This is a genomic window from Aquimarina rhabdastrellae, assembly GCA_947387485.1.
In the GTDB taxonomy this organism is placed as follows: Bacteria; Bacteroidota; Bacteroidia; order Flavobacteriales; family Flavobacteriaceae; genus Aquimarina.
Genome location: CANDNT010000002.1, coordinates 590,815 through 611,767, shown reverse-complemented (window position 1 = coordinate 611,767; position 20,953 = coordinate 590,815). Strand labels below are relative to the sequence as shown.

The following is a 20,953-nucleotide window of genomic DNA, read 5'->3' as shown; positions in this document are numbered from 1 at the left end:
AACTTCTTATTTTATTTCATAAAAACACTTACAAATCTCTTCGTATCTCACTTATATAAAAAAACTTATACTTTAAAAGTTTTTTATATAAAGAAAAAAAGCACTTGTTATTTTTAATCAAATCTTATTCTAAAAACTATTTACACAAACGAAAACGTTATAGTTGGTAAAAAAATAATATTTTTGCAAAAACTAAAATCCATCATTTCATGGCTAAAAAAAATCAAACGCTAGGAGAATTTATTATCGAAAACCAATCTGAATTCCCTTATGCTAATGGGGAATTATCTCGCTTGATTAACTCTATACGATTAGCCGCAAAAATGGTAAATCACGAAGTAAATAAAGCAGGCTTAGTTGATATCACTGGTGCTATAGGAGAAACAAATGTTCAAGGTGAAGATCAGCAAAAACTAGATGTTTTGGCCAATGAAACCTTTATTAAATCACTTACTAATAGAGAAATTGTTTGCGGTATTGCTTCTGAAGAAAATGATGATTTTATTACGATTACTGGGCAACGCAATGACAACAAAAACAAATATGTTGTTTTAATCGATCCTCTTGACGGAAGTTCAAACATCGATGTTAATGTTTCTGTAGGAACAATATTTTCTATTTATCGTAGAGTTACACCAGAAGGTACGCCTGTTACTTTAGATGATTTTTTACAGCCTGGTAATCTACAAGTTGCTGCAGGTTATATTGTTTATGGAACTTCGACCATGCTAGTATATACAACTGGACATGGTGTAAATGGCTTTACATTAAACCCTGCATTAGGTACTTATTACCTTTCTCATCCTAATATGCAGTTTCCAGAAAATGGAAAAATCTATTCGGTAAACGAAGGTAATTATGTGCATTTCCCTCAAGGGATAAAAGATTTTATTAAATATTGTCAAGAAGAAAAAGAAGATCGTCCTTATACTTCTCGCTATATTGGTTCTTTAGTAAGCGATATTCACCGCAATATGATTAAAGGTGGTATCTATATGTATCCTAGTACTGCTAAGTCTCCTAACGGTAAACTAAGATTACTCTATGAGTGTAATCCTATTGCATTTATTGCAGAACAAGCTGGAGGAAGAGCTAGTGATGGTTTTAGACGTATTATGGATATCAAACCTACAGAACTCCATCAACGTGTACCGTTTATTTGTGGAAGTAAAAACATGGTTGAAAAAGCAGAATTCTTTATGAAAGAACATAATTAAGCTGTTTTCTTCACAAAACTGTTTATAGATATAATTTATGCTATCCGTCTATTTTATAATTATTTACAAATAACACTACACTTATATCCTAAGGTTTATAAGCTGATCAAGTGCATAAATCCCTATTAACCATTGGATTTATCGTATTTATGGTTATTTTTACATAGTTTAACTACTAACTTGACACTAATATGGCAAAACATCAAAAAGATAAAGCTGAACAAGTTTCAGTGGTGGAGAATCAAGCACCTAATACTGGTAATGCGGAAGCTTCTTCAAAAATTGAAGCGATTAAGAATCTTATTTTTGGAGAAAATATTGCCGAGTATAACTCTGAGTTTGATGCCATAAAAAAAGATCTTGAAGACAAAAAACAAGATCTTGAAAATTTTATAGAAGATACTAGAAAAGAATTACTACAAACTATTGATAATCTTAATACAGATATCAATATCCGTATCACCGAATTAGAGGATTCTTTAAATGACAAAATAGACGATCTTGAAGACAAAAAAGTAAATCGCAAAATGCTTGGTGATTTACTTATTGCTATGGGTGAAAAAATAAATCAATAATTCTAGTACTCACCCCCAAGTTATGGAAGAAAAAGACAAACTAGCATTGCTAAAAACTCTTCTGCTCACAGAAGAGAAAGAGTTTGTTGATTCTATGGCAAAAAGAGTGAATACAATCTATCAAGTATTACATCATCAAGAAAAGCTTTCTCAAAAAATAGATCCTATTATTGATGATCGCCTTGATGATTTTGTTAAAGAAATCCCTTCTACTCTAGGACCTACAATTACCAAAACACTAAAAGAAGAGATTAAAAATTCTCAAGATGCTGTAGTAGAAGCATTGTTTCCTATTATCGGGAAAATGATTAAAAAATATATCGCTCATGAAATTAAAATCTTAAGCGAAAATATTACTCAAAAAACCAAAAATGCTTTTTCATTTAAAAATTGGTTTAAAAAAGCCAAAGCTAGAGCACAAGGTGTAAGTGTTGGTGATCTTGCTATTGCAGATTATGCAAAACCAAGATTGATTCAACTTTTCGTTATTGAAAAGAATTCTGGAATTTTAATTGCAGATTATAGTCCTGTAGGAAATGATACCATTGATAAAGATATGGTAGCAGGAATGCTTACTGCAATAAAGAGTTTTGTTGAAGATGCTTTTGAAGGAGGTGAACAAAATCTTGAAGCTATAGATTATGAATTATATAAAATTCATATTCAAAACTTCTATTCTTATTATATCGCTGCAGTTATTTCTGGTGCATATAGTATAATGTTTAAAGAAGTACTTGAAGATCAGATATTGGATTTTGCCAAAAACCATATTTCTAGAAGAGATTTAGAAAACAATCAATTATTTACACAAAAATTAAAAAAACATTTTGCCGATGAAATTGTCTAAAAAAGTAGTGCTTTTAGGACATTTTGGAGTAGGAAAAACTTCTCTTTTCAGAAGATTTATAGACGATGCCTTTTCTGAAGATTACAAAGTGACTCTAGGAGTTCAAATCAAAAAGAAAGTTATTACATTACCTAGTGGAATAGAACTTTCTATGGTAATCTGGGATACAGAGGGTCATCAAGAAATAGAAAACACTCGTAAATCTTATTTATTAGGGTCTCATGCTTTTGTTTATGTATTTGATCTTACTCGATCAGATACTTATGAGAATTTAAATGACGATATCGCATATCTAAAATCAAATTACCCTAATGTTATTATACGCATTATAGGAAATAAGCTTGATAAGGTTAACGAAAAAGAGATTAAAAAGCAGCTTAAAGAAAATGCTACCCCATACGACTGTTTAACTAGTGCTAAAACCAATAAGAATGTCTCTGATTTTTTTATAGAATTAGCCGAAGAACTTACAAAATAAGAATATCATGAGTATAGACGGGAAATTACATTTTAATCAAAGAATTCAACTTATCACTTTATCTCATGACGGAATCATAACCACTACAGATAATAACCTTTTCTCATGGAAAAAAGGAAGTTCTATTTATGATGCTCATCCTTTCTTTGAGATTTTAAGGGGGTTCTTATTAGACGATGAAAATACGATAACAGAATATAGTTTCCCATGTATTCACCTTGAAGAAAACAACTTAGAACGCATATGTGATGTTACTATCAAGTTGGATCTTAGTGAAATTATCATAATGCTTTTTGACTATACTCAAAAATATAATGAGTTAAATCAAATTGCTCAACAAAAGAATGAGTCTATACTTAAATCAAGAGAGTTAGAACTCAAAAATGAATATCTAGTAGAGAAGGAAAATTTTAAAAATAACTTCATTGCTAATATCAATCACGAAATTAGAACTCCGCTTACCGGAATCATGGGGTTTATCGAAGTTCTTGAAAAAACAAAACTCTCCTTTGAACAAGAAGAGCTCGTTCGTATCATCAAGCGCGAAAGCAAACATCTAGGCGCACTTATTGAAGATATGGTTGATATCTCAAAGATCGAAGCTGGGCAACTTAATATTATTCACGAACGATTTAAGTTTCATGATTTAATTAAAGGTTTTAAAGAAACTTATACCAAAATTGCAGAGAAAAAAGGTATTGAATTCGAGATGTATGTTGATCCTAATATTCAAGAATCTTTAATAAGCGATAAAACTAGATTACATCAAATTTTAAACAACATACTTAATAATGCCTTCAAATTTACAGATGAAGGTAAGGTGAGTTTTACCATTGCAAAGAACTATCAACGCACCAATAAACTAAGTATTAACTTTAAAATAAGTGATACTGGTGTAGGTATACCAGAGAAAAGTATTCCTAAAGTTTTTGAACGTTTTACTCGTTTACAAAACGACCAACGAAGAAGCGGAACTGGACTAGGGCTTGCCATTGTAAAAAGCTTAGTAGAGGCTTTACAAGGTGATATAAAAGTCACTAGTATTGTTAATGAAGGTACTACATTTAGTATTAATCTTCCTTTTCAATTTGATATTTTAAAAACTGCTACTCCTAAACCTAAGAAGAAAAAGAAATTTAAACTTCCTACTAGTGATCAAAAGTTCAAGGTATTATTAGTTGATGATGAAGAGGTTAATCAATATTTAGTCATGAAAATATTGATTAATCACGGTAGTTTTTATGTAGATGTAGCTATGAATGGTGAGCAGGCTATCAAATATGTAGAGAAACGCTTTTATGATGTCATTTTAATGGATATAAAAATGACCGTGATGGATGGCTATAAAACTACTCATATTATAAGAAATCACTATGGTGACAAAGAAATAGCCGATGTACCTATTATAGGTTTTACTGCAAAAGCGACAGAAGCAGAAAGAGATAAATGCTTAAAAGCTGGCATGGATGATTTTATAGGAAAACCTTTTGAACAAGATGATCTTTTAAATAAAATCGCTAAACATTTACAAAAAAAGACTGCTCAATAAAGCAGTCTTTTTTTGATATCTAAAATACTATGCGTATTTATTACTCTTTTTCTAAAAGATATATATAATCCTCATAAGGAATTTGACCTCCAAATATCTTTTCAGAACGCTTGATGATTTTCCCAGCATCTTCTTCGTCAAATCCTAATCCTATGGCGTAGCGATTAATCAACATACATTCTTGCTCATCCATTTTGTGATCTGCATAAATGATTTTAAATAAATCATAAATACGCTCTAGACGTTTTCCTCTAGAGTTTGGTGGATTGATTGGATATCCAGTAGGATTCTCTAGTATTTCTTTATATTCTGCTTCGTTAATATCTAATTTACGTGCAAAACGATCTATCAACGCTTGCTCGCTTTCACTAATTGTACCATTACTAGTCGCTAACGTAACAATAGCAGCAAAGTGCCCTACGTGACGTCTGTGTTTACCACTTTCAAATAAATCGTTAAAAGACATATCTTAATCTTAATTTTAGAGTTGCAAATATAATCAATCTACGTTCCTTTTAAAATCTAAACTCATTTCATTTTCATTTTTTAGCGTATTTCACTCCAAAATGATCTAATTACCACATCTTTTATAGGTTCTTTAACATCTCTTAGTTTGCTTATCTACATAAGATTACCCTAATTTTAAGCAAACAAAAAACTTATGCTTAATAACCAAAAACACCTTTTTGATCTCCCCGATAATGTAACTTATCTAAACGGTGCTTATATGGCCCCTCAATTAAAAGATTGTACAGAAATTGGTATTCAAAGTGTACAACGAAAATGCTTTCCGTTTACCATCTCACCCGAAGATTTTTTTACAGAACGTACCCTATTAAAACAACGTTTTGCTACTCTTATAAAAGCTTCAGATTATAAAAACACCGCAATCATTCCTTCTGTTTCTTATGGCATTGCCAATGCCGCAAAAAACATTCCGCTTCAAGCTGGTGACGAGATCTTAGTTGTAGATCAACAGTTCCCTAGTAATGTATATCATTGGAAAGAAGTTGCAAAACAACATGGTGCTATCATAAAAACCATCTCGCCTCCAGATACTTTTACTTCTCGAGGAAAATTGTGGAATGAGGCTATTTTAAATTCCATTACGCAAAAAACAGCAGTTGTAGCTATGCCACATATTCATTGGGCAGATGGTACTTTGTTTGATTTAAAAACAATACGAAAAAAAACCAATCAATATCAAGCAGCATTAATCATTGATGGTACACAAAGTGTAGGTGCACTCCCTTTCTCTGCTACAGAAATACAACCCGATGCACTCATTTGTGGTGGATATAAATGGTTATTAGGTCCTTATTCTATCGGTATGGCCTATTATAGTGATCGATTTAATGAAGGAACTCCTATAGAACACAATTGGATGAATAGATTAGAGAGTGAAAACTTCTCAAAACTCACGCAGTATCAAGAGCATTATCAAGAAAAGGCTGGACGTTACTCGGTAGGAGAATCAAGTAATTTTGTTTTAACACCTATGTTTATTAAAGCACTTGAGCAACTTATAGCATGGCAACCTGTTCAAATTCAGGAATACTGCAAAAACATTTCTAGTGAAGCTGTACAAACATTACGAGCAAAAGGATGTTTTATCGAAGATGATAATTATCGTGCTCATCATTTGTTTGGAGTGTATTTGCCTAATACGGTTAATATAGATGCGCTAAAAGAACGTTTTCTAGATGAGCAAATTTACGTTTCTTATAGAGGTGATGCTATTCGTATCTCTTGTAATGTTTATAACACTCCAGAAGATTTTGATCATTTATTACGATGCTTTTAACTTTTTGATTTTATTATAATTCTATAGAATAGAGTATCTTTGCATTCCTTTTTTAAAAATCTAGCCTAGTGAGTAAAGCAACTATCTCGAAAGCTTTTTCTCAGTCTCTGCAATTGCAGAAACTAGGGAAACTTATATCCCAACCTTTCGATTCATCAAACAAAAACATCATCCACATTAAAGATCTTATAGGGTCTTCTCTATCTTTTGCCATTGCCAATACATTTGAAACTGCAAATAAACCATTTGTAGTTATCCTTAATGACAAAGAAGAAGCTGCCTACTATCTTAATGACTTAGAACAACTTATTGACAAAGACCGCGTACTCTTCTATCCTGGTAGCTATCGCCGCCCTTATCAAATAGAAGAAACCGATAATGCTAATGTACTATTAAGAGCAGAAGTACTTAACCGCATTAATTCAAAAAAGAAACCAGCGATAATCATCACCTATCCAGATGCTTTATTTGAAAAAGTTGTTACTCGAAAAGAATTAGAAAAAAACACCCTCAAGGTCAATGTAAATGATACTATTTCTATTGATTTTGTAAACGAAGTTTTATTTGAATATCAATTTAAACGTGTTGATTTTGTAACCGAACCTGGTGAGTTTTCTGTTCGAGGAGGTATTGTTGACGTATTTTCTTTTAGTAATGATGAACCTTATCGTATTGAGTTTTTTGGAGACGAGGTAGATAGTATTAGAGCATTTGATGTGGAGAGTCAATTATCCACGAATCAAATTAAAAACATTACGATAATTCCCAATGTAGAAAACAAGGCAATGCAAGAAACTAGGGAAAGTTTCTTAAAATACATTGCTAGTAAAACTGTTATTTTCTGCAAAGATCTTGAGACATTATCTAATCGCATTGATAAAAACTTTGAAAAAGCTGAGATTACTTTTGATAAACTTTCTGGCGAAATAAAACACAGTACTCCTACCGAATTATTTTGTAATGCAGCTTTAATACGAAAAGAATTACTGGATTTTGATTTAGTCGAATTAAACTCACAACCTTTATTAAAAGCTGATCATGCTTTTAAATTCGAAACAACCCCACAACCTTCATTTAATAAGCAGTTTGACTTATTAATAGAAAATTTAAATCAAAATCACGAAAACGGATATACCAATTATATCTTTTGTGTAAGCGAACAACAAGCCAAACGTTTTAAGGATATTTTTGATGATGTTGATCAAGAAGTACATTACAAAACGATAGTATTATCAATGTATCAAGGTTTTATTGATCATCAAAGTAAAATGGTTTGTTATACCGATCATCAAATCTTTGAACGCTATCATAAATTCCATCTTAAAAATGGATATGCAAAAAAGCAATCTATAACCTTAAAAGAGTTAACTAATCTAGAAATTGGTGATTATGTAACTCATATCGATCACGGTATTGGTAAATTTGGTGGATTACAAAAAATAGATGTAGAAGGCAAAAAGCAAGAAGCTATCAAATTAATTTATGGTGAAAGAGATGTGCTATACTTAAGCATACATTCTCTCCATAAGATTTCAAAATTTAATGGTAAAGATGGTAAAACACCTCAACTCTATAAATTAGGGTCAAAAGCTTGGAAAACATTAAAGCAAAAAACCAAAGCACGTGTTAAGCATATTGCCTTCAATCTTATACAATTATATGCAAAACGTAGATTACAAAAAGGATTTCAATACAATCCTGATAGCTATCTACAACACGAATTAGAAGCTTCTTTTATCTATGAAGATACTCCCGATCAAAGTACTGCCACTGCTGCGGTAAAAGCAGATATGGAGAGTGAACGTCCTATGGATCGTTTAGTTTGTGGTGATGTAGGTTTTGGTAAGACTGAAGTTGCTATTAGAGCAGCATTTAAAGCCGTCGATAATGGTAAGCAAGTTGCTATTTTGGTACCTACCACTGTACTTGCTTTTCAACATGCAAAAACCTTTAGAGAACGTCTCAAAGATTTTCCTGTAACGGTAGATTATCTCAATCGTTTTAAAACAGCTAAACAGAAAAAAGAAACACTTGCAGATCTTGCTGATGGTAAAGTGGATATCATCATAGGTACGCATCAATTGGTCAACAAATCCGTTCAGTTTAAAGATTTGGGATTACTTATTATTGATGAAGAACAAAAATTTGGGGTATCGGTAAAAGATAAATTAAAAACAATCAAAGAAAATGTAGATACACTTACGCTTACAGCTACACCTATTCCTCGTACTTTACAGTTCAGTTTAATGGCTGCACGTGATTTATCTACCATCACAACTCCGCCTCCTAACCGTTATCCTATCGAGACTAATGTCATTCGTTTTAATGAAGAAGCTATTCGAGATGCCGTTTCTTATGAGATTCAACGTGGTGGACAAGTATTCTTTATCCACAATCGTATCGAAAATATTAAAGAAGTAGCCGGAATGTTACAGCGATTAGTTCCAGATGCTAAAATAGCTATTGGTCACGGTCAAATGGAAGGTAAAAAACTAGAAGAATTAATGCTTTCGTTTATGAATAACGAATTTGATGTACTAGTTTCTACTACTATTATTGAGAGTGGTCTTGACGTTCCTAATGCCAATACTATTTTTATTAATAGTGCCAACAACTTTGGACTTTCTGACCTACATCAAATGCGTGGACGTGTAGGGCGTAGTAATAAAAAAGCCTTTTGTTATTTTATTACACCTCCATATACGGCTATGACCGAAGATGCTAGAAAACGTATATCTGCTCTAGAACAATTCTCTACACTAGGGAGTGGATTCAATATCGCTATGAAAGATCTTGAAATCCGTGGTGCTGGAGATTTATTAGGTGGAGAACAAAGTGGTTTTATTAACGAAATTGGTTTTGACACCTATCAAAAAATCCTAAACGAAGCTATAGAAGAATTAAAAGAAAACGAATTTAAAGAACTCTATAAAGATGAGGATAAAGAAAAAGTTTACCTAAAAGATACTCAAATTGATACCGATTTCTCTTTATTGTTCCCAGATGATTACATCAATAATATAGCAGAACGTTTAAATTTATATACAGAGCTTAATGAGATCAAAGATGAAGCAGGATTATTGGCTTATGAGAAACGTTTAATCGATCGTTTTGGTGAGTTACCTACACAAGCCGTTGATTTACTCAACAGTGTACGTATTAAGTGGATCGCTACAGCAATTGGTATCGAAAAAATCATCATGAAACAAGAGCGTATGATTGGTTATTTTATTAGCGATCAACAATCTGACTTTTATCAAAGTGATGTATTTACTACCGTATTACATTTTGTTCAATCTAGTTCAAGCACTTGTACTATGAAAGAAAAGCAAACTCGTAATGGATTACGTTTATTATTAACTTTTGATGATATTATTACGGTAGACAAAGCGCTTAAAGCATTACAACCTTTATCAGCTTTACTTGATAGAGCTTCAGTTTCACAATAAATAGTATACTCTTCTTATCTAGTTGTCACCTAAAATTAGATAAGAAGAGTTTATTCTTAACAACATTAAAATGATTCCAAATTCTTTACGACACACAGACATCTTTTTACTCGATCAAATTTTAAAAGACAGATTTGATTCTTCTTATAAAATACTAGATGCAGGTTGTGGTCATGGTCGTAATTTACATTGGTTTTATAAACAGCAATACGATATCTACGGAATCGACATTAACCCTGATGCAATTGAACTTTGTAAACAAAACTTTCCTAACAAAGCAGCTAACTTTCTAACTGCCGAATTAGCTAACATTCCGCTTAAAACTGAACACTTTGATTATATCATTTGTAATGCCGTATTACATTTTGCTAAAAATCGAGAACATTTTCATCAAATGTTTACGGAGCTACTAAGAGTTCTTAAACCCGGAGGTACACTCTTTATACGACTAGCATCTCTTATCGGGTTAAAACAGTATCAACATATCGGTGATGATATTTATACCACTCCAGATGGTTCTACTTGGTTATTATTTGCAGAAGAAGATATTATCGCATTAATTCAACAATACGATTTAAATAAAATTGAACCTGTAAAAACTTCGGTAGTAGAAAATTTACGATGTATGACCACCTTAGTATTACAAAAGAAGAAAATAGATTAACGCCTTTAAGATAATTATCAAAAAGACGTTAATAATGCTTTAATTTGGTCTATTAATTACACCCAAAAAGCAATTTAACAGCTTGTGGAGCTGCTACAAGATAATCACAAATATCAGAGCTTCCTCCTGTATTGTTATTATCCCCTCCGCTTCCAGTAGCTATACTACCACAATTCTGTATACTTACACCACCAGCACGATTACATGAAAATCTATTAAGCTCTTCTCCTGTGTCAAGGTTAGATATAATCACTTCTTGAGTACTTGCGCTATATTGTGTTCTTATACTCGTTCCTTCTGGATATGTTGCTGTTTGACCACATCCTGTAGTTACTGTACATTGAGCACTTGCTACTCCAGTAAATGCTAAAGCTATAATAGCTGTTAAAATTTTAATTTTCATAGTATTTGATTTTTGTTACATTCTCAAATGTAATAGCAATCACTTCTTCTTAATGCTCTTATTGTAACAACATCATTCTTGATTGTATCAAATACTTTGTTCTTGTATAAACTACTTTTTATGTAGTTAAAAATGGTAAAACGCATCTTCTAAATGCTCAATTTGTATTCCCTTTTTATTTTTGATAATTGCGATAATATCAAATCTTACTTCGATATCAAGATCACGTTCTTCTATATAGTAATCTATAGCTTTGACCAATTGTTGTATCTGTTTAGGCTTTACAAAATCTTGTGGATCACCATAATCTATGGTACTTCTTGTCTTTACTTCGATTACAATTAGCGTCTCTCTATATTTAGCAATGATATCAACTTCTGCTTTTTGATATCGATAATTTTGTTCCAAAATTTCATACCCTTTCTTTATCAAAAAATCCTTTGCTAATTTTTCTCCTTCTTTTCCTAAATCATTATGTAATGCCATATCATTATCTACTTAACTGTATATTAAGTAGTAAAAAAGACAAAAACATAACTTCATAGCTATCAAAACCTTAAGTTATCTTCTAAAAATCTTATTGATAAACAACTCTCGCACCTTCATTTGAAGCTTCTAAGGTTACTGTTTTCCCTAGAATCAAGGCATAATTATGCTCGATATGTCCAGCTGGAAAATCAAATAGTACTGGATAATTATAATCTTTAACTGTATCTAGTATAATCTCTTCTACAGTCTTACCAAAAGGAATAGTATTATCATGCATTTTGGTCATTCCACCTACAATTAATCCTTGTAAGTTTGCTAACATTCCTGTACGCTTCAAGTTTTGCATCATTCGATCTACATGATATAAGTATTCATCTAGATCTTCTATAAACAAGATTTTATTTTGTGTGTCAATATGCGAATTTGAACCACATAAAGAATATAAAATTGAAAGATTTCCTCCTACCAACATTCCTTTTCCTTTTCCCATTTTATTATGAGTACTTAAATTTAAATCATAAGTAATCTCATTACCTACTAATACACTATAGATATATTCTTGTGCTTTCTTTCCGCTATTCAATACATCCATAACTAGAGGAGCATGTAACGTTACTATATTTAGTTTATGAATATGAGAATGTAATACTGTAACATCAGAATATCCTATAATCCATTTAGGCTGTTGTATAAATTTTGTAAAGTTTATGTTATCGATAATACGCACTGTACCATATCCACCACGAGCACACCATACCGCTTTTATCTCTGGATCATCAAGCATTTGTTGTATATCCGTTGCTCTTAATTCATCATCTCCTCCATACTGATGTTCACTTTGCCCTATTGTTGCTCCTACAACTGGAATAAAACCCCAGTCTTTAATCATCGCTATAGCACCTTCAATCTCTTGCATATTTATTTTTCGTGCAGTCGCTACTATTCCTATTTTCGCCCCTTTAACTAGTGTTGCTGGTGTAATGATCATCGTTTATAAACTTCGTTATTTATATCAAAATACGAGCTTCTTTTTTTAGTATACAAACAAAATAATCCTCTACTATAAAAGTTTCTTTTTATTGCCTCTCATTTGTTACCTTTGTTGCTCTATTTTTTAGATCATTATGAGCACACCAAAAAGATATACTATTACAGCCGCTTTACCATATACAAACGGCCCTATACATATTGGACATTTAGCAGGAGTTTATGTTCCTGCCGATATTTATTCTCGTTTCTTGAGACTTACCGGAAATGATGTTGCTTACATCTGCGGTAGTGACGAACACGGTGCAGCTATACCTATGCGTGCCAAAAAAGAAGGTGTTTCTCCTCAAGTTATCATTGATAAATATCATGCTATCATAAAAAAGTCTTTTGAAGACTTTGGAATTTCATTTGATAATTATTCTCGTACTTCTGCAAAAGTTCATCATGAAACGGCATCTGAGTTTTTTAAGAAAATGTATGAGAATAACCAGTTTGTAGAAGAGGTGACAGAACAATTGTATGACGAAGAGGCTAAACAATTTCTTGCCGATCGTTTTGTAATCGGTACTTGTCCTAAATGTGCTCATGAAGAGGCTTATGGAGATCAATGTGAAAAATGTGGTAGTTCTCTTAACGCCACCGATTTAATCAATCCTAAATCGACAATTTCTGGTGCTGTACCCGTTTTAAAACAAACAAAACACTGGTTTTTGCCACTAGATCAATATGAAGATTTCTTAAAAGAATGGATACTTGAAGGTCATAAAAAAGATTGGAAACCTAATGTATACGGACAAGTAAAATCATGGATCGATGATGGTTTACGTCCTCGTGCCGTAACTCGTGATTTAGACTGGGGAATTCCAGTTCCAGTTGAAGGTGCAGATGGTAAAGTACTCTATGTATGGTTTGACGCACCTATAGGTTATATTTCTTCTACCAAAGAATGGGCTGCACGTGAAGGAAAAGATTGGGAACCTTACTGGAAAGATAAGGATACAAAATTAGTTCACTTTATTGGTAAGGATAATATTGTATTCCACTGTATTATTTTCCCAAGTATGCTAAAAGCAGAAGGTAGTTATATACTTCCTGAAAATGTTCCTGCAAATGAGTTTTTAAACTTAGAAGGTAATAAATTATCTACCTCAAAAAACTGGGCAGTATGGTTACATGAATACCTGGAAGATTTCCCAGAAAAACAAGATGTTCTACGTTATGCTTTAACTGCTAATGCTCCAGAAACAAAGGATAATGATTTTACTTGGAAAGATTTTCAAGCTCGAAATAATAACGAATTAGTGGCCATCCTTGGTAATTTTATCAATCGTGTGATTGTACTTACTAATAAATACTATAATGGTGTTGTTCCTACGCCTAACGATTTTTCTGAAGTAGATCAACAAACATTAACCGAGTTAAAAGCATATCCAGCAGTAATTGCTAGTTCTATTGAACGTTATCGTTTTAGAGAAGCGAGTCAAGAACTAATGAATGTGGCTCGTCTTGGTAATAAATACCTAGCAGACGAAGAGCCATGGAAACTTGTTAAAACGGACGAAGAGCGTACAAAAACAATAATGTATGTTGCTTTGCAAATTGCTTCAGCTCTAGCTACTCTTGCAGAACCTTTCTTACCGTTTAGTGCAACAAAACTTAAAGGAATGCTTAATCATGTTCCTGTAGCATGGAATGCTATTGCTACAGAAGATGTATTGATTCCTGCTGGGCATAAAATCGAAAAAGGTGAACTATTGTTTGCTAAAATTGATGATAAAGAAATCCAACAACAATTAGATAAACTAGAAGCTACCAAAAAAGCTAATGAGATTGCCAACAAACAAGTTGAACCTCAAAAAGAGACTGCTACTTTTGATGATTTCACAAAATTAGATCTTAGAGTAGGAACTATTGTTGAAGCAGAAAAAATGCCTAAAGCAAAAAAACTTCTAGTATTAAAAGTTGATACTGGAATTAATGTTCGCACTATCGTTTCTGGAATTGCAGAGCATTTTAAACCTGAAGAAGTTATTGGTAAAAAAGTAACTGTATTAGTCAATCTTGCTCCTAGAAAACTAAGAGGTGTAGAAAGTGAAGGTATGATTTTAATGACTGAAACTCCTGAAGGTAGTTTAGTCTTTATTAATCCTGACCAAGACGCTGTTACTCCTGGTGCTGTAATTAGCTAATCAATTATCCTATTAAAACATATTAAAGAGCGTTTGATACATTTTTGTACATTCGCTCTTATTTTTTACATCAATCATATGAAAAACTTATCATTTATCCTTCTATTGTTTTTGAGTGTTCATATTTGTAATGGACAACAACTGGTTAAAGAAATCTCTCTATCTGAAACTTTTTCCAAAGCTCATAAAAACGCCTTTACAGTTCCTATCGATTCTAAAGAATCCTTATTGCTACTTTTTAAAGAAAAAGATTCTATTACGACTCAATTACTCAGTTCTGACTATCAAATTACATTTAGTAATAAACAAGAAGGACTACCTTCTTCTTATAAAAACTTATTAGGATATACTGGAAAAGATCAAACTTATAACGTCTTATTTTCTAACAATAAACATAACAAAATAGGTGCTTTGACCTATAATTTTGAAACAAACTCTGTCTCTCATAATTTTCTTAAGTTGGAATTTAAGAATGAGAAATTTATAAGTAGTGTTTCTCACAATCACAAACTATATATTATTACTAATGTAGTGCCTTCATCTTATATAAAACTATATATCATTGACGAATCATTACAATTAAAGAGTAAAGTTTATTCTTTTAAAGATATCGAATATATAGGAGAAAAATTTGCAACTATGAAATTATCCAAGCAAATTGATCCTATAAAAGAAAAGTTTCAGTTAATTAGAAATCAAGAAATCAGTAGCATCAAACAAAGTGCAAAATCTTCCAAATTATATCATCGTGATGACACATTGGTTTTTACATTTGACGAAGATCCAAGCGCCACAAAAGTTTGTACTATTCATTTAAATGATTTGTCTTATGATTTTCAAAGCTTTGAAAAATTAAGTCATCAACAAAAAGGATTTAAAAGTGACAATTCTTTCTTATTAGATAATCATCTTTTTCAAGTTGCAGCTTCTAGAAAGAAGTTTCTTTTTACTATAACAGATTTAACGACCAAAGAAGTAATCAAAACTTATTCTTTTACAAAAAATGATAGCATTACATTTAAAAACGCACCTATTTATGTAGATCGATTTATTGGTTATAAAAAAAGAGACTCTTCTATCACTAGGTTCAAAGAAACCTCTAGATTCTTAAAAGCAATTAACAATCCTTTTCTAGGGATAACAGCACAAAAAATCAATAATTCTTATCAAATAGTATTCGGAACCACCAAAAATGTGTTACATGGTAGTACCCATTTTTATTCAGTCCCAACAGTAGGTTATTCGATCTCAAACAATCGAAGTGGAACATTTAATATTACCCCAACATATTCTTACACTTCAACCCCTTCTATACATCATTATAATTCTTATGCCTATACCGAGACAATTTATACAAAATGTCTTTTTGACTCTAATTTTAATTCCATAGAAGGAAATGCTCCTATAACTACGATAGAAACCATTAAAAACTTGGATGTTTCTTACTATAATGCAGTATATCAATCTTTATATACACATAATGATGTTATTCATTTTTCTTTCTTCGATTCGAATACCAACTCCTATAAAATTTATCAATTCAAGAAATAATCAATACCATGCTAAAGAATATTTTATTCATCATCTTTATTTGTTTAACTTCTCTTTCATTATTTTCTCAAAATTTAATATCAGAAATAGACAATACCATTTTTACAACAAAAAGTACCGATAAAAAATCCTACACGCTATCCAATACACTTAATAGTGAATTAGTTATTGCTTTAGAGAATCAAAAAAAAAGAAAAACACAACTTTTATTATTAGATTCCACATATAAAAAAATGGGAGAATTATTTTTTACTCCTACAAAAAAGTTCCCCATATTATTGGGATATAGCATTAATCAAAAAACCTATAGACTTTATTTCTCTAATACAAAAAAAAATAAGATTAGAACTATTATTGCTGATTTTGATGATCAAAGCCTCTCATCAAAAATTTCTGATTTTAAGATTTCTGGTGAGAAATTTGTCGACAACATACAATACAATAACCAATTATATTTACTGACTGTCTCAAAAAATAATGAAAGACTAAATTTTTATCTGTTTAATAAATCTTCAATACCAAAAAAAGTTACAGTTTCTTTGAATACACTTAAAAACTCTATTCCTAATTTTAATGCTAGTTTACTCTTAACCGGTAAACAATATATTAAAGTTGATCCCTCTATTCCTAATGCGCTAGAAGTTACTTCAAAGAAAACAAAACTCTACGTGTTTCCTAACAAAATCATTATCTCTTTTGATATTATTTTAGGGCAAACAAACATATGTTCTATTGATTTAAAAACACTTAAACTTTCTCCTACTATATTCAACTCTTTTATAAAAGATAAATCGCTCTACACAAAAAGTAATTCATATCTATTTCACCAAAAATTATTTCAAATTTCAAGTTCTAATAAAATCATGAAATTTGCTATTACTGATTATAAGACACAAAAGCTTATTAAAGAATTTATTGCTCATAAAGGTAGTCCAATATCTTTTAAAAACACACCTATAATTCAAGATGGAGGAGGATTTATTCCAGAACTAACAGATTCAAGAGAACTAGAAAAAACAGCTAAATATTTACGGAAGATATCTCATGCTAATCTTGGAATTTCTATTTTTAAATCCAATGATCTTTATAAAATCACTCTAGGTGGTTACAAAGAAATGCCTAATAACAATGCGTTTGCTACGTTTCCTTCAGGTGCCGCACCTGGGTTCGCTTCATTTAACCCTATATTTTTTGCATATACTAATTATAAAAATACAAAATCGACTTACATAACAGGTTTATTTGATATAAATTTTCAGCACAAGGAAGGCAAAATATTCAATACTGATTTTGAGCACATTAAAAAATTTGAAAGACGTATAAGTACTTTTACTGCTAAAAATATTTTCTCTCATGATGGAATTCTACATTATGGATTATTTCACACAAAATCATTTCTTTATAAAATTTATCAATTCAAGAAATAACACCTCAGTTTTATGAAACAGTTTTTAATCTTTTTATTTTGTGTAGTCACAGGTTACACCTTTGCTCAAGAAAAAGTTTTTGAAATAGAAACCCCTTTTCTAGATTTAAGAAGCTATGAGAAAAACACTATTAAACTTACTAATCAAGAAACAAATGATATTGTATTTCTTTTGCAAGAAAAAAAACAAATAAAAGCGCTTTTAATCGATCAAAATTACAATCTTAAAAAGACGATTACTATCGCTAAGTTTCCTAAAAAATTAAATGTTTTATTAGGGTACAATATCACAGATGGGCAATACCATCTCTTTTATAGTAATACACGTTTTAAAAAGTCGGCAGTACTCACTTTAGATTTTAACACGCAAACTCACCATATTAAAGAAGTTACTTACAATATCAAAGGTGAACATTTTTTAGATAGTTTTATTCATAATAACAAAGTTTATTTATGTACCATAACCAAACATTCTAACACCCTAAATTTCTATGATATAAATGATGCTTTTGAATTACAAAAAAAGAAAGAAGTAACCTTAAACAATGTAATTTATCGCTCTTTAAACCCTTCTAATGATTATTATTTCTTAAGCGATGTTTTTAATGGTGATTATGTCAATCATCATAAAATTCTTACTCATACCAAAATTGATGAAATTTCACAGCATTCTCTTAAAGAAACATCTAAACTCATTAAGTTTTATCCTAACAGTGATCATTTATTTCTAGTTTTTGATGTAGACAAAACAGTCACACAAATCTTTGAATTTGACTGGGACACTTTTGAAGGTATAAGTAAAATATTTCCTAAACCATTAATGGAAAATAAATCTCCTTATCAACGAACAAATTCTTTCTTCTTTGATAATAAACTTTTCCAAATTGTAACACATCCTAAGGAGATGCAATTATTAATTAAAGATTATACTACTAATGAAACACTTAAAGTATATCAAGCATCAAAAAAAGATTCTATTGATTTTAAAAACTCAGCCATAATTGTAGAAGAGAAAAATGACATCTCATTAAAAGAATCTAAAACTTCTAGGTTTCTTAGGTATATGTCTCAAAAAGATTTAGGTATCTATGCTCAAAAAATAAATGATCAATATGTATTAACTTATGGAGGAGTTAAAATTAAAGAGGATACTCGAGAAGCAGCTATAACTTTCGGTTTTTCACCATTGCCTTTTTTGAATATTCATATTAGCATTCCGGTATTTACTTTTACTGATTTTTCTTCTTTTAATTACCTAAACACAGTTTATATCAAAAGTGTTTTTTCACCTGAATTTGAACACGAAGATATCCCTGTACCTCCAAACTCACAGGACAAGCTCTTAGTCTATAATAAAAAAGAAGTCAAAAAACTTCCTGCAAAAATTATCTTTGAACATAATAATAGTCTTCATTTTGGTTATTATGATTTATATAGAAAAAAATTCATAGTTTTTCGCTTTTAAAATAGTTTTAGCATGCTCAAAATAGCATATCATCCTATATATACACATCCTTTACCAGAGAAACATCGTTTTCCTATGGTTAAGTACGAGTTATTACCTAAACAACTTATACATGAAGGTACTTGTGGTATGCATAATTTTTTTGAGCCTAATTTTCCTGATAAACAACATATCATTGCTGTACATACTTTAGATTACTACAATCGTTTAACTAGCTTGAATCTTGATGCAAAAGAGATTAGAAAAACAGGTTTTCCATTAAGTCAAGAATTAGTCGATCGAGAACTTATTATTGCAGATGGTACTATCAAAGCTTCGCTATATGCACTAGAGTACGGTATAGCTATGAATATTGCTGGAGGTACACATCACGCATATACTGATCATGGTGAAGCTTTTTGTTTATTAAACGATCAAGCTATTGGAGCGCAATATTTATTGGACAAAAAGCTTGTACAAAAAATATTGATAGTCGATCTAGATGTACACCAAGGCAATGGTACTGCTGAAATTTTTATAAATGAACCTCGTGTTTTTACCTTCTCTATCCATGGCGAAAAAAATTATCCATTTAAAAAAGAACAATCAGATCTTGATATTGCCTTACCTAATGATACTTCGGATACCGAATATCTAACTATTTTAAAAGAAACCTTACCGCAACTTATCTCTCAAGAACAACCTGACTTTATATATTATCTAAGCGGAGTTGATATTTTGGCAACAGACAAACTCGGTAAATTAGGTTGCTCTATAGAGGCTTGTAAAGAACGTGATCGTTTTGTCTTGCAAACTTGTAAAGATCTTGATATCTCTGTCATGTGTGCTATGGGCGGCGGCTATTCTCCCGAAATCAAAACTATAGTTGAAGCTCATGCTAATACCTATCGATTAGCTCAGGATATCTTTTTTTAAAAAATTGAATTTATCTTCTTTTTGTATAGAAATTTCTATATTAAATCTCACCTTATTATTTGTAGCTTTTCGTTTTCTGAAGGTCTATGTAACAAAAACTCAAAAGATTGATACTCATTATCTTCATACTCTTTTAATTCTTTTTCTAATATCACAGGAGAGAAGTTTTTATATTCCAAATCTATTCTCCTTAATGATACCAATTTACCTTTTGCATAAAAAATCATTTCAAAATTCTCAAATGGAAGTGGTTTTGAATTTTTCCAATAAATTAAATCGCTTTTTATTACTGATTTATCTTCTTCTATTTCTTGGTTCGTATAATATTCAGAAGCATTGATTTCATCATAAAAATCTTTCTTAGCCTCTATATATTCTTCAATTTTTCCTTGTACCAAGTAATCACTCATTTTTTTATAAACAGTAACTACTTCGTTATATAAGTTATCTCTATTTTCATTTTCAAGATTTATACTATTTTTCCAACCTTCAATCTTATATGGAAGATTATTTATCTGAAAAGTCCAACTTTGTTTTAGCTCTATTGGTAACTCTTTTTTTATAGAAAACTTTTGCAAAACCTGAAAATTTTTAGCTCTACCCAAACCTGATTCTCTTTGTCTTTCCCACCTAACTAAATTAACTCTATAATCAACCAGATCTTTTAATACATCTTCTTTCGATTCTAATTTTGGAAAAAGCTTTAAGGTAATTTGATGTTTTCCTTCCTCCAATAAAAACTCGTTAATATCTGCCACAATAATAGTTCTATTTCCATCAAAACTATCTCGAACTAATATATCATCCATATATAATTCAAACGGTAAATCTAGCATCAAATCAATGCCGTACATATATTCTTTTTTTTCTTTTACAGTATTAGTACTTCTCATTTGTTTTTCTTTTTGCTTACAATTTGAGTTTATTATCAGTATAAGTACA

18 protein-coding genes are annotated in these 20,953 nt (G+C 31.0%); 13 read left to right on the top strand and 5 right to left on the bottom strand.

Going from position 1 to position 20,953, the window contains the following annotated elements:
• The first annotated feature begins 209 nt into the window (after positions 1 to 209).
• The 5 genes from fbp to ACYEKI_RS07280 all read left to right on the top strand — a co-directional run bounded on the left by fbp (position 210) and on the right by ACYEKI_RS07280 (position 4,666).
• A complete protein-coding gene (fbp, locus tag ACYEKI_RS07300) occupies positions 210 to 1,217 on the top strand; it encodes a class 1 fructose-bisphosphatase (protein ID WP_459210514.1) in 1,008 nt (335 codons plus the stop codon).
• A 191-nt stretch (positions 1,218 to 1,408) separates the two neighbouring features.
• Positions 1,409 to 1,792, top strand: coding sequence for a fructose 1,6-bisphosphatase (locus ACYEKI_RS07295; protein ID WP_459210513.1), 384 nt, complete (start codon positions 1,409 to 1,411; stop codon positions 1,790 to 1,792).
• Positions 1,793 to 1,814: 22 nt separating this feature from the next.
• Entirely contained in the window at positions 1,815 to 2,639 is an 825-nt protein-coding gene (locus ACYEKI_RS07290) for a cell envelope biogenesis protein OmpA (protein ID WP_459210512.1), read from the top strand.
• Complete coding sequence (locus ACYEKI_RS07285) at positions 2,626 to 3,117, top strand: Rab family GTPase (RefSeq protein ID WP_459210511.1); 492 nt, start codon at positions 2,626 to 2,628, stop codon at positions 3,115 to 3,117. Before ACYEKI_RS07290 ends, ACYEKI_RS07285 begins: the two co-directional genes overlap by 14 nt.
• A 7-nt stretch (positions 3,118 to 3,124) precedes the next feature.
• Positions 3,125 to 4,666 carry a hybrid sensor histidine kinase/response regulator gene (locus ACYEKI_RS07280; protein ID WP_459210510.1) on the top strand — a complete coding sequence of 514 codons (1,542 nt, stop codon included), beginning with the start codon at positions 3,125 to 3,127 and terminating at the stop codon, positions 4,664 to 4,666.
• Between the two features lie 40 nt (positions 4,667 to 4,706).
• Here the strand turns inward: ACYEKI_RS07280 and ACYEKI_RS07275 are convergent, their stop codons facing one another.
• A complete protein-coding gene (locus tag ACYEKI_RS07275; protein ID WP_459210509.1) occupies positions 4,707 to 5,132 on the bottom strand; it encodes a TerB family tellurite resistance protein in 426 nt (141 codons plus the stop codon).
• A gap of 195 nt (positions 5,133 to 5,327) precedes the next feature.
• On the opposite strand from ACYEKI_RS07275, the gene ACYEKI_RS07270 reads away from it, so the two are divergent.
• The 3 genes from ACYEKI_RS07270 (at position 5,328) to ACYEKI_RS07260 (ending at position 10,583) form a co-directional block, all read left to right on the top strand.
• Entirely contained in the window at positions 5,328 to 6,470 is a 1,143-nt protein-coding gene (locus ACYEKI_RS07270; RefSeq protein ID WP_459210508.1) for an aminotransferase class V-fold PLP-dependent enzyme, read from the top strand.
• A 68-nt stretch (positions 6,471 to 6,538) separates the two neighbouring features.
• Positions 6,539 to 9,919 (top strand): transcription-repair coupling factor, encoded by a 3,381-nt coding sequence (mfd, locus tag ACYEKI_RS07265; protein ID WP_459210507.1) that lies wholly within the window; start codon positions 6,539 to 6,541, stop codon positions 9,917 to 9,919.
• Positions 9,920 to 9,989: 70 nt separating this feature from the next.
• The gene (locus ACYEKI_RS07260) at positions 9,990 to 10,583 is read left to right on the top strand and encodes a class I SAM-dependent methyltransferase (protein ID WP_459210506.1); all 594 of its coding nucleotides are present in this window, start codon (positions 9,990 to 9,992) and stop codon (positions 10,581 to 10,583) included.
• 52 nt (positions 10,584 to 10,635) lie between these two features.
• On the opposite strand, the gene ACYEKI_RS07255 is transcribed toward ACYEKI_RS07260, so the two are convergent.
• The 3 genes from ACYEKI_RS07255 to ACYEKI_RS07245 all read right to left on the bottom strand — a co-directional run bounded on the left by ACYEKI_RS07255 (position 10,636) and on the right by ACYEKI_RS07245 (position 12,460).
• Positions 10,636 to 10,986: a hypothetical protein gene (locus tag ACYEKI_RS07255; RefSeq protein ID WP_459210505.1), complete on the bottom strand. Its 351-nt coding sequence runs from the start codon at positions 10,984 to 10,986 to the stop codon at positions 10,636 to 10,638.
• A gap of 126 nt (positions 10,987 to 11,112) precedes the next feature.
• The gene (locus tag ACYEKI_RS07250; RefSeq protein WP_459210504.1) at positions 11,113 to 11,472 is read right to left on the bottom strand and encodes a YraN family protein; all 360 of its coding nucleotides are present in this window, start codon (positions 11,470 to 11,472) and stop codon (positions 11,113 to 11,115) included.
• Between the two features lie 91 nt (positions 11,473 to 11,563).
• Positions 11,564 to 12,460, bottom strand: coding sequence for a S66 peptidase family protein (locus ACYEKI_RS07245; RefSeq protein ID WP_459210558.1), 897 nt, complete (start codon positions 12,458 to 12,460; stop codon positions 11,564 to 11,566).
• Between the two features lie 139 nt (positions 12,461 to 12,599).
• Between ACYEKI_RS07245 and metG the strand changes: the two genes are divergently transcribed.
• The 5 genes from metG to ACYEKI_RS07220 all read left to right on the top strand — a co-directional run bounded on the left by metG (position 12,600) and on the right by ACYEKI_RS07220 (position 20,011).
• Entirely contained in the window at positions 12,600 to 14,654 is a 2,055-nt protein-coding gene (metG, locus tag ACYEKI_RS07240) for a methionine--tRNA ligase (RefSeq protein ID WP_459210503.1), read from the top strand.
• Between the two features lie 78 nt (positions 14,655 to 14,732).
• Complete coding sequence (locus ACYEKI_RS07235) at positions 14,733 to 16,205, top strand: hypothetical protein (RefSeq protein WP_459210502.1); 1,473 nt, start codon at positions 14,733 to 14,735, stop codon at positions 16,203 to 16,205.
• Between the two features lie 8 nt (positions 16,206 to 16,213).
• Positions 16,214 to 17,632, top strand: coding sequence for a hypothetical protein (locus tag ACYEKI_RS07230; RefSeq protein WP_459210501.1), 1,419 nt, complete (start codon positions 16,214 to 16,216; stop codon positions 17,630 to 17,632).
• A gap of 12 nt (positions 17,633 to 17,644) precedes the next feature.
• The gene (locus tag ACYEKI_RS07225; RefSeq protein ID WP_459210500.1) at positions 17,645 to 19,096 is read left to right on the top strand and encodes a hypothetical protein; all 1,452 of its coding nucleotides are present in this window, start codon (positions 17,645 to 17,647) and stop codon (positions 19,094 to 19,096) included.
• A gap of 12 nt (positions 19,097 to 19,108) precedes the next feature.
• The gene (locus tag ACYEKI_RS07220) at positions 19,109 to 20,011 is read left to right on the top strand and encodes a histone deacetylase family protein (protein ID WP_459210499.1); all 903 of its coding nucleotides are present in this window, start codon (positions 19,109 to 19,111) and stop codon (positions 20,009 to 20,011) included.
• Positions 20,012 to 20,058: 47 nt separating this feature from the next.
• On the opposite strand, the gene ACYEKI_RS07215 is transcribed toward ACYEKI_RS07220, so the two are convergent.
• A complete protein-coding gene (locus ACYEKI_RS07215; RefSeq protein ID WP_459210498.1) occupies positions 20,059 to 20,904 on the bottom strand; it encodes a hypothetical protein in 846 nt (281 codons plus the stop codon).
• Positions 20,905 to 20,953 lie beyond the last annotated feature (49 nt).